The sequence below is a fragment of the Enterovirga rhinocerotis genome, from assembly GCF_004363955.1.
Lineage (GTDB): Bacteria > Pseudomonadota > Alphaproteobacteria > Rhizobiales > Beijerinckiaceae > Enterovirga > Enterovirga rhinocerotis.
Window position 1 is genome coordinate 771,698 of the sequence record NZ_SNZR01000013.1, and the last position, 13,523, is coordinate 785,220.

A 13,523-nucleotide genomic window follows, 5' to 3' on the forward strand; every position below is an offset into this window, starting at 1 on the left:
TTACCGTCACCATGGCCGGGCCGGAGCCGCGAGGCGGAACCGACCCTGCCAAACCCTCTACCTAGGCGCCTACGGCCTCTCGTGTTGCGGCAGGCCCTGAGGCACGATCGTCTGGACGATCGAAGCATCCAGCATTTCGAAATCGTGGAGGCCGATCGTCTCGTAGAGTTCGGCCCGGGTCTGCATGGCGTCGACCTGGTTGTGGGTGCCGCCGTCGCGGGCGATGGCGGCGTATAGCTCCGCCTGGGCGCGATTGGCCACTCGGAGCGAGGAGACCGGCCAGATCACCATGCGATAGCCCATCGCCTCGAACTCGGCCGCCGAGAAGAACGGCGTCCGGCCGAACTCGGTCATGTTGGCGAGAAGCGGCACGCCCGGCAGGCGTTCGGCGAAGGCCCGGAACATCTCGGCCGTGTTCAGCGCCTCGGGGAAGATCGCGTCGGCGCCCGCCTCCAGATACAGCTTCGCGCGGGCGACGGCTCCGTCGAGGCCTTCGCTCGCCGCGGCATCCGTCCGCGCGATCAGATAGAGGTGGCGGCGGGCCTTCGCCGCGGCGGCGACCTTGGCGGCCATGTCCCGCGCATCGGCGAGCTTCTTGTCGTTCAGGTGTCCGCACTTCTTCGGCAGGATCTGGTCTTCGATATGCAGGGCCGCCGCACCCGCATCCTCGAAGGTCCTGACGGTGTGCATCACGTTCAGGACCTCGCCGTAGCCGGTATCGGCATCGACCAGCACAGGCAGGCGGCTCGCCCGGGCGACCTGGCGGATGAAGAAGGAAACCTCGTCCATCGTGATCACGCCGAGATCGGGCAATCCCATGGATGCCGTCATGGCCGCGCCCGAGAGATAGAGCGCCTCGAACCCCGCCCGGCGGGCCTGCATGGCGGCCATGCCGTTATGGGCGCCGGGAAGCTGCAGGATGGCGGGGCGCGCGAGGAGAGCGCGAAAGCGCTCACCTGCGGGTCTGTCGGGCAGGTCGGAGCCGACGAGATAGGGCATGGTTTTCCTCAGGAGGCGTGGAGGGCGGCGCGGTCGCGCGCGGCGAGCGGGACGAAGGCGCGCTTCTCGGGCCCGGTATAGTTCGCGGACGGCCGGATGATCTTGTTGTCCTGGCGCTGCTCCATCACATGCGCGCACCAGCCGGAGGTCCGCGCGATGACGAAGAGCGGCGTGAACATCGCCGTCGGCACGCCCATCAGGTGGTAGGAGACGGCGCTGAACCAATCGAGATTGGCGAACATGCGCTTGGTCTCGTCCATCACGGTCTCGATCCGGTCGGCGATCGTGAAGAGACGGGGCGAGCGCGCCTCTTCGGACAGGCGGCGGGCGACATCCTTGATCACGCGGTTGCGCGGATCGGCGATGGTGTAGACGGGATGGCCGAAGCCGATCACGACCTCTCGGTCCGCCACCCGCCGGCGGATATCGGCCTCCGCCTCGTCGGGACCCGCGTAGCGGTTCTGAATCTCGAAGGCGACCTCGTTGGCTCCGCCATGTTTCGGCCCGCGCAAGGCGCCGATGGCGCCCGTCACGGCCGAGTACATGTCCGCGCCCGTCCCGGCGATCGAGCGGGCGGTGAAGGTCGAGGCGTTGAACTCGTGCTCGGCGTAGAGGATCAGCGAGGTGTGCATCGCGCGCACATGCGAATCCGGCGCCGGTCGGCCGTGCAACAGATGGAGGAAGTGGCCCCCGATCGTGTCGTCGTCCGTCTCGACCTCGATGCTGCGGCCGTGATGCGCGTAGTGGTGCCAGTAGAGCAGCATCGAGCCGAGGCTCGCCATCAGCCGGTCCCCGATCTCGCGCGCGCCCGCCGGGTTGTGATCATGCGTCTCGGGCAACACGCAGCCCAGCGCCGAGACGCCCGAGCGCATCACGTCCATCGGATGGGCGGCGGCGGGGATCGTCTCGAGGGTCCGCTTCACCGCGGCGGGCAGACCGCGGAGGGAGCGCAGCTTGGTCTTATAGGCGGCAAGCTGCGCCTCGCCCGGGAGCGAGCCGTGCACGAGAAGATGGGCGATCTCCTCGAACGTGCAGGTCTCGGCGATGTCGAGGATGTCGTAGCCGCGATAATGCAGGTCGTTGCCGCTGCGACCCACGGTGCAGAGCGCCGTATTGCCGGCGGCGATCCCTGACAGCGCGACGGACTTCTTCGGAGCCGGCTTGTGCTCTCGGGTCATGGCGCTCCTCCCTCGGTGGTGGCTGGTGCTTCGCCGTCATCGAAAATGCCGGTGCGGCCGGATGCCCGGAGCAGAGCCGGATCCACCGCGAAGGTCAGGCCGAAGAGGTCGTCGGCCTTGAGGGTCGGCAGACGATCGACCGTCCCGAGGAAGCGGTCCTGTTCGCTCGGCAGGACGATGCCTTCCGCCAGAGCCCGGAATTTCGCGACATATTGCGCACGCCCGAACGGCCGCGCGCCGAGAGGATGGGCGTCGGCGAGGGCGATCTCGTCGTCGATCACCGATCCGTCGTCGAGCGTGACGACGACGCGGCCGCCGAAGGCCTTCTCGTTGGGATCGCGCGCATGGTAGCGGCGCGTCCACTCGGGATCCTCGACCGTCCGGATCTTGTTCCAGAGGGCGACCGTGTCGGGACGCCGGGCGCGTTCGGGCGCATAGGAGCGCTCATGGTGCCATGAACCGTCCTGCAGGGCGACGGCGAAGATGTACATGATCGAGTGGTCGAGCGTCTCCCGGCTCGCATTCGGGTCCATCTTCTGCGGGTCGTTGGCCCCGGTGCCGATGACGTAATGCGTGTGATGGCTCGTATGGATGAGGATGTCCCGCACGCGGCCGAGATCGTCGATCCGGCGGCCGAGACGGCGGGCGAGGTCGATCAGGGCCTGGCTCTGGTACTCGGCGGAATGTTCCTTGGTGTAAGTGTCGAGGATGGCGCGCTTCGGCTCGCCGGCTGCCGGAAGCGGCACGCGATAGCGCGCCTCCGGCCCACCCAGCAGCCAGGCGATGAAGCCGTCCTCGCCCTCGTAGGCCGGCGAAGGCGCTCCCTCTCCCCGCATGACGCGATCGGTCATCTCGATCGCCATCTTGCCGGCGAAGGCGGGCGCATAGGCCTTCCAGCTCGAGATCTCGCCCTTGCGCGATTGCCGCGTCGTCGTCGTGACGTGGAGCGCGCCCTGGACCGCCTGGTAGATGGTCTCGGACGGCAGGCCGAGCAGCGCGCCGATGCCGGCGGCCGCCGAGGGGCCGAGATGGGCGATATGGTCGATCTTGTGTTCGTGCAGGCAGATGCCCTTCACGAGATCGACATGGATTTCGTAGGCCGCCGCGAGGCCGCGCACGAGATCCGCGCCGCTCCGTCCGCAATGCTGGGCGACGGCGAGGACGGGCGGGATGTTGTCGCCCGGATGCGAGTAATCGGCTGCGAGGAACGTGTCGTGGAAGTCGAGTTCGCGCACCGCGACCCCGTTTGCCCAGGCCGCCCATTCCGGCGAGATCCGGCGATGGGGCGACAGCCCGAACACCGTCGCGCCCTTCGCCGCGGCCTTGTGGGCCAAGGCCTGGCTCCTGGCGCTCGCGACCGGTCGGCGGGCGAGCGAGGCGGCCGCGACGGCCGCGTTGTCGATGATGCGGTTGCCGATCATCTCGGCGACGTCGGTCTCGACGCTCACCGGATCGGCCGCGACGGCCGCGATCTTCCAGGCGAGTTGATCCTCGCGGGCCAGCTTCTCGGCCGACTTGTAGCTTCGCACGTCGTGCAGCGTCACGGTTCGATCCTTGGGCAGCGTTTCAGGGAGTGATGGGTCTCGGGCGCCCCGCCTCGTCGACGGCGACCATCTCGAAGGAGCCCCGCATGGCCACCTGCACGTCGCCGGTCGCGTCGACGTCGGTGGTCCCCTCGACCTCGACGCTCATCGACGAGCGGCCGATCCGCGTCACACGGGCGTGGTACTCGACGATCTCGCCCACGCGGACGGGGCGGACGAACTCGACCCGCTCGGAGGCGGCGAGGACGATCGACGGCCCGGCCCGGCGGCTTGCGGCGACGAAGGCCGTCTTCGCCATCAGGGCGAGCGCGGCTCCTCCGAACAGCGTCCCGTGATGGTTCGCTCCGCCGGGGAAGACGATCTCGACCAGTCGAGCATCGCAGCGTCCGGCCGGTTCACGGTCGGAATCGGGGAGCGCAACGGGTGAGGGACTTGCCATGTCTTCGCAATACGCACATCCTTGATCCGCGATGAAGAACTGAAAGTGCGAGGAAATGCGAAGCCGACTCGCCGGTTTTGCAAACTTTGCAAAGATGCGATGAAGACCTTTGCCGGAATCAGATTGAGACGGCTGCGCGAGGAGCGACACCTCACCCAGGCCGTGCTCGCGAAGACGATCGGGATCTCGCCGAGCTATCTCAACCAGCTCGAGAAGAACCAGCGCCCCCTCACCGTGGCCGTCCTCCTGAAGCTGACATCGGCTCTCGGGGTCGATGCCCAGCTCTTTTCCGACGACGACGAGGCGCGCATGCTCTCGGCCCTGCGCGACGTCGTCGCCGACATGGCGCCGGAGATCCAGATCGCGACGGCCGAACTCCGCGAGATCGCGACCCAGATGCCGGCCGTCGGCAGGCTGATCCAGTCGCTCCATTCGCGCTATCGCGGCGCGGTCGAACAGGCCGATGCCCTCTCCGCCGGCCTGGGCGAGGATCGGCAGGCGGCGGGATTCCGGCCGACGCCTTTCGAAGAGGTACGCGACGTCTTCGCCGCGCATCGCAACCACTTTCCGACGCTCGACGAGGCTGCCGAAGCCATCGGGCAGGGCTGGCTGAGCCCGGAGCGCTCGGTGGCGGGATTGCGCGAGCGCCTGTCCTCTCGCCACGGCATCCGCATCGTGTCCTGGGAGGGTGAGGAGCCTACCGCGCTCCGGGCCTTCGAGCCCGCGAGCCGCGTCCTGCGCCTGTCCGCGCGCCTCAGGCCCGGCCAGCAGGCCTTCCAACTCGCGACCCAACTCGCCTTCCTCGAGATGGCCGACGAACTGGACCGGCTCGTCGGCGAGGCGCGGCTCACCTCGGAGGAATCACGCAAGCTGCTGCGCGTCGGGCTCGCGAACTACTTTGCCGGCGCCCTGATCCTTCCCTACGGACCGTTTCTGGCTGCCGCCGAGGCGCAGCGATACGATATCGAGGCACTCTCGGCCGGGTTCGGGCACGGCTTCGAGACCATCTGCCATCGGCTGAGCACGCTGCAGCGGCCGGGCGCCCGGGGCGTGCCGTTCTTCTTCATCCGGGTCGACCGGGCGGGGAACATCTCCAAGCGCCAATCGGCGACGGACTTCCACTTCTCGCGCGTCGGGGGCACATGCCCGCTCTGGAACGTCTACGGCGCCTTCGAGCTCCCCGGGCGGATCCTGACCCAACTCGCGGCGATGCCGGACGGCCGGACCTATCTGTGGCTGGCCCGCACCGTCTCGCGGAGCGGCGGCGGCTACGGCCGCACGGGGCGGACCTTCGCCATCGGCCTCGGCTGCGACGTCCAGCACGCCGAGCGTCTGGTCTATTCGCGTGGGCTCGACCTCGTGGAGCGCCATGCCGCGACGCCCATCGGCATGGGCTGCAAGATCTGCGAGAGGCCGGGCTGCGCCCAACGTGCCTTCCCGGCAGTGGGCCGGCCCCTGATCATCGACGAGCAGATCGGCGGGCTAGCGCCTTATGCGGCCCATCCCGTGTGAACCGCTCCGCCACCGGGACTGTCTACGCGATTTCGAGAACCGCCCTTGAGGAGACGCAACAGCGTACGGGGTCTAATTCCCCTGCTCAGCCGGGCTCGCGCGTCGGCAAGTCTTCCCAAGGGCGCAGGCCAGAGCAACTGCGCCCGACGACAGCGGCAAGGAGAGAGGTCGCCGGCGCCTCATCCGCAACTTCGGAGTCCGAAATCTCAGGGGCCGATGCTTTGGCACCAGCTAAGGCTTGGATGCCCCTTGGCGAAGCGGCGTCACCTGATGGACGATTGGGCACGCTTCGTCGCGTCAGTGAGCGCCGCGGCGTCCAGGAAGGCGACCAAGTCGTCGTGACGGATCACGGTCGCGCCGCCGATCTTGCGGGCGGCGACCGCGCCTTGAGCGATCAGTTCCCACATTGTCGACTTGCTGACGCCGATGGCTGCCGCTGCTTCCTCGACTCGGTCGGCGAGCGGAGCAATCTGGGTGGACATCGTTCGGACGCTTCGAGCTCGAGAAGGATTTGCCGGTAGCGTCAGCCAACCGTGGCCCGGGCCGCGTCAACGCCGCGCGTTCGGGTTCGATCAGGAGATGGCTCGCGCGCGTCTACGGGCACCGCCATCCGTCGTTCCGGGAGGAGGCCGCGAGGAAAACCAGTAAGACATCCAACCGGTCCGCAACCCGGTCCAGCGCGTGACGTCGAATTCTGTAAGATGCTGATCTAACTCGGGAAAATTGGTCGGAGTGATAGTCCGACAAAACGTGATCTCACGCTGCTTCATTCGATCTCGCATTGTCTCTGTAAACCATTGATTTGTCATACATAAAGCTACGTTTAAGCCGTGTCACACGTTTCGTCAGGTTGCGCCTTGTCTCATGCCGAAAGTGGGGCCTATAGTGGGGATAGATCGATAGGCCCCACTTAGAGACAGTCATGGCGAGGGCGCGCAACAAGCTCAACACCAAGGTGGTCGCTGGCCTCGGCGCGGGCCGGCATTCCGATGGGGGCGGGCTGTATCTCGACCGTGATCGCTTCGGGCGGGCACGGTGGTTGTACTTCTTCGTTTGGAACGACAAGCGCCGAGAGATGGGGCTCGGTCCCTATCCGGTCGTGTCACTCGCCGCGGCCCGTAAGGCCCGAGACGAGGCAGAGCGTTTGGTCCGCGAAGGCCGAGACCCGATCGCCGAGCGCGATAAGGCGCGGCAGGCGGCCCGCGCCGTCCCAACCTTCGGGGAGGTCGCTGACGCTCTGATCGAGGCCAAGAAGCCCGGTTGGCGGAACGCAAAGCATCAGGATCAGTGGAAGCAATCGCTCGAAGTCCTGGCGAAGGCGCTCCGCGACAAGCCCGTGAATACGATTGACACCGAGGCAGTCCTTTCAGTTCTGCGCCCGCACTGGTCGTCGAAGCCTGAGACGGCGAGCCGGCTGCGACAGCGCATCGAGGCCGTGCTGGATGCAGCGAAGGCGGCCGGCCACCGCGCAGGCGAGAACCCGGCCACATGGCGTGGGCACCTGTCGCACCTCCTTCCGCGGCCGTCGAAGGTCGAGAAGGGGCATCATCCGGCCATGGCGTACCAGGAGGTGCCGGACTTCGTCGGAAAGCTGCACGCTCACCAGGGGCGGTCGATCGCCGCGTTCGCGTTGGAGTTCCTGATCCTGACCGCGGCCCGTTCCGGCGAGGTCCGAGGCGCGACCTGGGACGAGATCGACCTGAAGGCGAATGTCTGGACCCTCTCGCCCGAGCGGATGAAGGCGGGGCGGACGCACCGTGTTCCGCTTTGTGACCGGGCTGTTACGATCCTCTCCGAGGTCAAGAAGGTGGGAAGCGGCGCGCAGGTCTTCCCCGGGCGCAGCGAGGGCGGGAAGCTGAGCCACCTGACGATGTCGAAGGTCATGGCTCGGCTCGGAGCCGAGGACGCGAGCCCGCACGGCTTCCGGAGCGCCTTTCGCGATTGGGCGGGGAACGAGACGGCCTTCCCGCGCGAGGTGGCCGAGGCGGCCCTCGCTCATGCGGTCGGCGATGAGACGGAGCGCGCCTATCGCCGCGGCGACGCGCTGGAAAAGCGCAGGGCGATGATGACGGCATGGGCCGCCTTCATCGAGCCCGCCAGCCCCGACAATGTCATTCCGCCGCGGCCCGCCGGCCGTGAGCATCAAGAATCAGGCGCCGCCTGAACCGCCGGATATGCGATCCAGCGGAAGCGGCCGACCGGGGTGGTTGCAACACCTCGATCGGCCTAACCAAGAGAGAAAGTGACTTCACTCATGGCTAAGGTTCACAATACGGGAAAATCGTTTCTAAAGACTTCGGAAGCCGCTGAAACTCGATCGTGCTGCACGGTAGCTGCGCTCGTCAGGCTTCAACAATATGATTTCGGTCAAGGGCAGGCCGTCTTAAGCTTCGGAGACGGGCGCGAGGCGCGCATCCCATTGAGCGATATCGCGGTGCCCGGGGTGGTCGCGCCAGACCACGGGGCTCGGGTTCTCGTCGACGGCTCGATCGAGGGCAATGTGCTCCTCGCCACCGCGCAATGGGTTCTCGTCCAGCCGACCACGTCGGTCGTGCCGATGGCCGTCTCGCCGGGACGGGTAGCCTTCGCGGATCACTAAATCGCGCAAGCGCGTCGCCCTGACAGGCGACGCGCTTCTGCTCATGCCGGGGCACCTACCGAGCGAGCCTTGTAAATAAAATGTAATCCTTGGAAAAATGTAGTTAACGTGAACGTTAGTATGAATATACCAAAAATTTAGCATAACAAGAACGGCAAAACACGACGATCCCTCTTGCGTCGAGATGAGAATCTTGGATACATAGTTTTCGTCCCCCACGGCAAAACTGAGCAGTCGGCCGCATTCGACCGCTCCCGATGGGGATGCTCGTGTCTAGTCCAGTCCAGTCTACGGCGAGCCAGTTTGGCTCTTCGCCTACGCTCCCGCAGCGCGCCCTCCATTCTCTGGCGGAGGGGCAGGCCATTCTCGGCAATCCGAGCCGCGCCACGATCTATCGATGGGAGCGGCAGGGCCTCATTGAGCTTGTGCGCATCGGGGGGCGGACGTTCATTCCCGCCCGAGAGATCGCGCGCCTCACCGCCGGGGAGGTCGCGTAGTCATGACCGCGCTTCACGATCCGATCGGAGACCCGCCCGACGAAAAAGAAACGGCCCCGCGCGCCAACGCGGGACCGGATATCGAAAGCAACTTCAAGAACGATCAGATGAATAGCACGCCGATGCTGATTTCGCCAGCGCTCCCGCAGGCCGTTTCCGGTTTTCAGCGCGTCGCCACCGCCGCTTTCGCGGTCGCGCTCGCCGCGGGCTACGACCCGAGCACGCTGGATGCGTTCGCCGAACGGTCGATCGATATCGGGGCCGGGGTGAACCCGGCCAAGTACAAGCGCCGGATCGCCTTTGCGTCCGGCGTCCGCGAAGGCGACTGGCGCTTCGGCGCGCCGCCGCCTGGGCGCTCTCACCGAGAGCGGAGCAAATTCGCCGATCTCATCCTCGAACTGTCCAAAACGATGCTCTCGGAGATGCCCCGGCAGGACGTGGAGCGGATCATCTTCGCTGCGCTGGCTGAGGCGAAGACGGAGGCGCGCGATGTCTAGCGCCTCGACCACGGAGTGGGCCGAGACGCCCTCGGGCTTCTCTACCGATCGCACCGTCGAGCATCGGCGGTTCGACTTCGTGCAATACCTCCGCGACCATGCTCGCCGCAGAGACAAGTGCGACGCCAACCCGGCCTACAAAGCCGCTCATCTCATCGCTGCAGCGGGGGGGCACGTCTTCCCGTGCGGGCCGAACAAGCGCCCACTGATTCGGGAATGGCCGAAAGAAGCGACCGACGATTTCGGTCGAGTCGAGACTTGGTGGAGCCAGTATCCTCAAGCGCTCGTCGGGATCGCTTGCGGCAAGTCCGGGCTGGTCGTGCTCGACGGCGATCGCCACAACGGCCCGGACGGAGTTGCGGCACTCACCAGCCTCCTGGGGGGTGATCTCGTCCCGACCGGCGCTCCGATCGTCGAGACGCCGAGCGGAGGCATCCATGCGTTTTTCCGGCAACCCGAGGGCGAACCGATCCGCAACTCCGCGAGCCTCTTGGCGCCGGCTGTCGATGTCAGGGCAGATGGCGGCTACGTCGTCGGTTGCGGCTCGGTGCTCCCGAACGGCCGTGCTTACTGCCCGATGGAGGGCGCGCCGGACCTCGTCGAGGCGTTCGCTAACGACTTGATCCCGGTCCTGCCCAGTTACATCGCGGAGCGGCTTCGCGCCCCGAAGTCCGACCACGCCGAGCGCCCGGCGCCGCCGCGCGATCCTCGCGGATCGTCGGATGAGCCGCGGCCCTCATCCCCGCCCGGCGCCCGCGAGGTGGCCTATGCGCGCCGCGCCTTGGACGGGAACGTCCGCGAGCTTTCCAGCGCTGGGAGGGGCGGCCGGAACCAGGCTCTCAACGCGATTGCATTTCGCACGGGCAGGATGGTCGCGGCCGGCTGGATCGACCGCAGCACGGTCGAGGCCGCGATTGAGGAGGCTGCCCATGCTTGCGGGCTCACCCGCGACGATGGCATTCGGCAGGTTCGCAAGACGATCACGTCGGGCATCGAGGCCGGCATCCAGAACCCAGCCGATCCGCTGCGAGACGATGGGCAGGGGGCCGAGCGCGAGCCGTTGAACTTCCGCGGCACGCGGGATCGGGAGCCGGCCCGTGAGGCTCGCCGGAGCGAGGACGGGACGATCTACGACGGCGAGACCGGCGAGGTGCTGCATGAGGCGGGGCCGGCGCCTGCCGGCCGGGAATTGCCAGAGCATCTGACGCGCCCGGCCGGGCTGCTGGGCGAGATCGTCGACTGGATCACGGCTTCAGCGCGGCAACCGAACCGCGCGCTCTCGCTCGCCGCGGCCGTCACTGTTCTCGGCACCGTGATCGGCCGGCGCGTGGCCGGTCCAACCGATGCTGGCGTGCACCTCTATGTCGCCATGCTGGCGCCGAGCGCGGGCGGGAAGGATCATCCGATGAAGCGGGCGCAGGCACTCGTCCGCGAGGTGGGTGAGAGCCTTGTCGGGCCGAGCGGGTTCACGTCCATGGTCGCAATCTCGCGGCATGTGAGCGAGTTTCCGCTGGCCCTGTCCGTCGCCGACGAGCTGGGCAACACGATCAGCCGCATCGCCGGCCCACGGGCGGGGAATTGGGAGCGCGGGATCACCAAAATCCTGCGCGAGATTTGGGGATCGTCCTTCGAGGTGATCGCGGGCGAGCAGCGGGCGGCGGGACGCGACCCCGACATCCGCTGGCCGAGCCTGTCTATTCTCGGCGCGTCGAACCCGAACGAGTTCTTCGACGCCTTGGGATCGGCCGAGGTGTCGAACGGGTTCCTAAATCGCATCCTGCTTCTGGCGACTTCGAGGAAGTCGCCGAAGGTCGAGCCCGTCGCGGATCGGCACGAGATTCCGGACGCGATCCGTTTCGCGCTCGCTCGACTCTTCGCCTCCTGTCGAGGCGACCTCGACGAGGATGTCACCGAGATCATCGGAACGACCGCAATCAAGCGTTATGCCGGCGACCCCGACCTCCGGGACGCTCACGGCAAGATCAGGATCGGATGGGTGGACGACGGCATCCGAGACGCCTGGCTCGCCCTCGACACGGAGGCGTCCGACCGCATGGAGGCGGACGGCAACGAGCTATGGGGCCGGGTCGCCGAGATGGCCGTCCGGTTGAGCACGATCCATGCCGTCGGCCGCGCCGGCCTGAGCGCCAAGGTGACGGCGGAGGATTGGGCCTGGGGGCGCGACCTCGCCCGCTGGTCCGCGGAGACAATGTCCCGAGAGGCCCGATATCGCATTGCCGACACCTTGCCCCAAGGGAACCTTAAGCTCATCGTACGGCACCTCGCCGAGGCGGGCGGAAGCCTCACGGGAACGGGGCTTGGCAAGAAGCTTGACGGCCGCCTGCGCCAAGTGGAGCTCAAAGACGCGCTCGCGTCGCTAATCGAGGCAGGCACGATCGAGGTCATCAAGACGCAGAGCCCGAAGGGCGGACCTCCGGCGGTCACCTACGTCCTTTGCCGGGACTGACGAATCCGACATCGCCGGCAACATGCGCCTCGGCCCACCGCCGGGGCGCTTTTTTGGCCTCCCATCGGTCGCCTTGCCCCCCATCGTGGGCAGGCAAAGAGCTGGCATCCCAGCTACAGCTTTTACGGAAATGGAAGCTCCCGCCCTCACCCCGATCGCTCTCGAAGCAGGGGGGGGGTTAGACCGGGAGGTTAGGGAGGGTTAGGCCGGGTTAGACCGGTCCATCGCTGTATCCGCCAATGACGATCGGGAGTGGTTAGCCCGGTTACACCGGTAGCTGGGCCGGTGTCTCATCCTGTCTAACTACAATATCTAAATATATGATATATATATGTATTTTCATAAATAGAGGGTTAGACCGGTTAGAGCGGAGGCATTTCCGGAAAAGAGAACAGAAGGGGATCATTGCCCCTCTATAAAGATATGCTTCCGTGATAACCGGCCTAACCCCTTCGGCGGCCGAGGCACGAGCGCTCGATACGGACTGGTCGGCCTTGGACAGACCTGCCGGAGGGAGGGAGGCACCCCTAGCTATGGGAAGGCTAGGGCCGTTTCAGAGTCTCGCCGCACCTCGCCGATTTGATCGGCCCACGTCACCGGCAAGCGTTTCAAATTAACAGTTCAGCAATAAAAAAATCGCTCTCCCCTCTGTGATCCCTCTCTTCGGTCACGGCGCGATCCGTGTTTATATCGCTTTGGTCGCGCAGATACTCGCTACGACATTATGTCGTGCCAGGGGATTGCAATGCTCTCATCAAATACCTTTCGCATCATCCCTGATCGTGCGGCCTATCCTTTGAACGAAGCCTCTGTCTTGCTTTCGATCAGCCGCGCCAACTTGTACCGGCTCGCGAAGGACGGCCGCATCAGGTTCGTGAAGATCGGCCATCGGACGGTCGTTCCGGCAAGCGAGATCGACCGCCTTGCGCAGGGCCGCGCCGCGTGAGGCGAGCCCGCCAGCACGAGAAGCCGCCATGATCACGACCGTCCATCTTGATGCCGCCCCGACCAGCCGGAATGCGCTGCCCGCCGAACTGGCGCGTGCGATGCTGCTCGCCGTGAAGCCGCTCCCGGAGTGGGCTGCTGAGGAGCGCCGCGAGCCGCCCGATGTCATTCACTGGATCGCGGCGCTCCTGATCCTCGCCGAAAATGCCCGCCTGGACGAGGTCGAGGCGCGGGGCCTGTTCGACCGCCTTGGCCTGGATCAGGTCGAGGCCGTGCTTGCGAGGACGTTCCAGTGACCGCGACCAAGCACCCCGGCGGGCGCCCCTCCGGCTACAGCCCCGAGCGCGTCGAGCCGTTCCTCAACCTGATCGCCGAAGCGAAATCGACGGTCGAGGCCGCGAAGGCCATCGGCGTCGAACCGCGGACAATCTTCCGGTGGCTGGAAACTCATGACGAGTTCCGACAGCAATACGCGCGAGCAAAGGAGGCAGCCGCAGACCACCTTGTAGAGGAGGTGCTTGCAATCGTCGATGACGGCCGGAACGATTTCATCGAGGGAAAAGGCGGCCCGATCTTCAACGCGGAGGCTGTTGCCCGCTCTCGTCTTCGTTTTGAGGCGCGCAAGTGGCTCGCAGGCAAGTTGCGGCCGAAAAAGTACGGCGAAAAACTCGACGTAGATCATGGTGTGCAGCCTGAGAGCTCGCTCGCTGTGTTCATAAAATCGATCTCAGGCTCGTCAATCAAACCGGTCGAAAAGGCCGGACGCGAGGAGGAACATTCATGACCGTGTCCAGCGAAACGTCGCGCGCCACCCCGAAGCTCACCCTCGTCGAGGGTGGGCTCGAC

At 66.2% G+C, this 13,523-nt stretch carries 13 protein-coding genes; 8 read left to right on the forward strand and 5 right to left on the reverse strand.

Features of this window, described 5'->3' with window-relative positions:
- Positions 1 to 69 precede the first annotated feature (69 nt).
- From prpB to EV668_RS15335, 4 genes are read right to left on the reverse strand one after another with little or no spacing between them, the layout of a single operon-like run.
- Entirely contained in the window at positions 70 to 999 is a 930-nt protein-coding gene (gene prpB / locus EV668_RS15320) for a methylisocitrate lyase (protein ID WP_133771478.1), read from the reverse strand.
- Positions 1,000 to 1,007: 8 nt separating this feature from the next.
- Positions 1,008 to 2,177, reverse strand: coding sequence for a bifunctional 2-methylcitrate synthase/citrate synthase (prpC, locus tag EV668_RS15325; RefSeq protein WP_133771480.1), 1,170 nt, complete (start codon positions 2,175 to 2,177; stop codon positions 1,008 to 1,010).
- On the reverse strand, positions 2,174 to 3,721 hold the full coding sequence (locus tag EV668_RS15330; protein ID WP_133771482.1) for an MmgE/PrpD family protein: 1,548 nt from the start codon (positions 3,719 to 3,721) through the stop codon (positions 2,174 to 2,176). The genes prpC and EV668_RS15330 overlap by 4 nt, the downstream gene beginning before the upstream one ends.
- A gap of 22 nt (positions 3,722 to 3,743) precedes the next feature.
- Positions 3,744 to 4,160, reverse strand: coding sequence for an acyl-CoA thioesterase (locus tag EV668_RS15335; protein WP_133771484.1), 417 nt, complete (start codon positions 4,158 to 4,160; stop codon positions 3,744 to 3,746).
- Positions 4,161 to 4,259: 99 nt separating this feature from the next.
- Here EV668_RS15335 and EV668_RS15340 point away from each other — a divergent pair, with 99 nt between their 5' ends.
- Positions 4,260 to 5,672 (forward strand): short-chain fatty acyl-CoA regulator family protein, encoded by a 1,413-nt coding sequence (locus tag EV668_RS15340; protein WP_133771486.1) that lies wholly within the window; start codon positions 4,260 to 4,262, stop codon positions 5,670 to 5,672.
- Positions 5,673 to 5,935: 263 nt separating this feature from the next.
- Here the strand turns inward: EV668_RS15340 and EV668_RS15345 are convergent, their stop codons facing one another.
- Positions 5,936 to 6,154: a helix-turn-helix domain-containing protein gene (locus EV668_RS15345; RefSeq protein WP_133771488.1), complete on the reverse strand. Its 219-nt coding sequence runs from the start codon at positions 6,152 to 6,154 to the stop codon at positions 5,936 to 5,938.
- A gap of 440 nt (positions 6,155 to 6,594) precedes the next feature.
- Between EV668_RS15345 and EV668_RS15350 the strand changes: the two genes are divergently transcribed.
- From EV668_RS15350 to EV668_RS15380, 7 genes are all read left to right on the forward strand, one after another.
- A complete protein-coding gene (locus EV668_RS15350; RefSeq protein ID WP_133771490.1) occupies positions 6,595 to 7,836 on the forward strand; it encodes a tyrosine-type recombinase/integrase in 1,242 nt (413 codons plus the stop codon).
- A gap of 255 nt (positions 7,837 to 8,091) precedes the next feature.
- A complete protein-coding gene (locus EV668_RS15355) occupies positions 8,092 to 8,271 on the forward strand; it encodes a hypothetical protein (RefSeq protein ID WP_133771492.1) in 180 nt (59 codons plus the stop codon).
- Between the two features lie 499 nt (positions 8,272 to 8,770).
- Positions 8,771 to 9,265 carry a hypothetical protein gene (locus tag EV668_RS15360; protein WP_133771494.1) on the forward strand — a complete coding sequence of 165 codons (495 nt, stop codon included), beginning with the start codon at positions 8,771 to 8,773 and terminating at the stop codon, positions 9,263 to 9,265.
- The gene (locus EV668_RS15365; RefSeq protein WP_133771496.1) at positions 9,258 to 11,732 is read left to right on the forward strand and encodes a bifunctional DNA primase/polymerase; all 2,475 of its coding nucleotides are present in this window, start codon (positions 9,258 to 9,260) and stop codon (positions 11,730 to 11,732) included. The genes EV668_RS15360 and EV668_RS15365 overlap by 8 nt, the downstream gene beginning before the upstream one ends.
- 745 nt (positions 11,733 to 12,477) lie before the next feature.
- Positions 12,478 to 12,678, forward strand: coding sequence for a helix-turn-helix domain-containing protein (locus EV668_RS24840; protein WP_280960117.1), 201 nt, complete (start codon positions 12,478 to 12,480; stop codon positions 12,676 to 12,678).
- A 28-nt stretch (positions 12,679 to 12,706) separates the two neighbouring features.
- Complete coding sequence (locus tag EV668_RS15375) at positions 12,707 to 12,973, forward strand: hypothetical protein (RefSeq protein ID WP_133771500.1); 267 nt, start codon at positions 12,707 to 12,709, stop codon at positions 12,971 to 12,973.
- Positions 12,970 to 13,461 (forward strand): terminase small subunit-like protein, encoded by a 492-nt coding sequence (locus EV668_RS15380; protein ID WP_133771502.1) that lies wholly within the window; start codon positions 12,970 to 12,972, stop codon positions 13,459 to 13,461. The genes EV668_RS15375 and EV668_RS15380 overlap by 4 nt, the downstream gene beginning before the upstream one ends.
- The last annotated feature ends 62 nt before the right edge of the window (positions 13,462 to 13,523 follow it).

Excerpts from the sequence above, each read along its gene's own strand:
- EV668_RS24840 (WP_280960117.1), top strand. The coding sequence starts at position 12,478 with ATGCTCTCATCAAATACCTTTCGCATCATCCCTGATCGTGCGGCCTAT.
- EV668_RS15365 (WP_133771496.1), top strand. The coding sequence starts at position 9,258 with ATGTCTAGCGCCTCGACCACGGAGTGGGCCGAGACGCCCTCGGGCTTC.
- prpC (WP_133771480.1), bottom strand. The coding sequence starts at position 2,177 with ATGACCCGAGAGCACAAGCCGGCTCCGAAGAAGTCCGTCGCGCTGTCA.
- EV668_RS15375 (WP_133771500.1), top strand. The coding sequence starts at position 12,707 with ATGATCACGACCGTCCATCTTGATGCCGCCCCGACCAGCCGGAATGCG.
- EV668_RS15345 (WP_133771488.1), bottom strand. The coding sequence starts at position 6,154 with ATGTCCACCCAGATTGCTCCGCTCGCCGACCGAGTCGAGGAAGCAGCG.
- EV668_RS15335 (WP_133771484.1), bottom strand. The coding sequence starts at position 4,160 with ATGGCAAGTCCCTCACCCGTTGCGCTCCCCGATTCCGACCGTGAACCG.
- EV668_RS15360 (WP_133771494.1), top strand. The coding sequence starts at position 8,771 with ATGACCGCGCTTCACGATCCGATCGGAGACCCGCCCGACGAAAAAGAA.
- prpB (WP_133771478.1), bottom strand. The coding sequence starts at position 999 with ATGCCCTATCTCGTCGGCTCCGACCTGCCCGACAGACCCGCAGGTGAG.
- EV668_RS15340 (WP_133771486.1), top strand. The coding sequence starts at position 4,260 with ATGAAGACCTTTGCCGGAATCAGATTGAGACGGCTGCGCGAGGAGCGA.
- EV668_RS15350 (WP_133771490.1), top strand. The coding sequence starts at position 6,595 with ATGGCGAGGGCGCGCAACAAGCTCAACACCAAGGTGGTCGCTGGCCTC.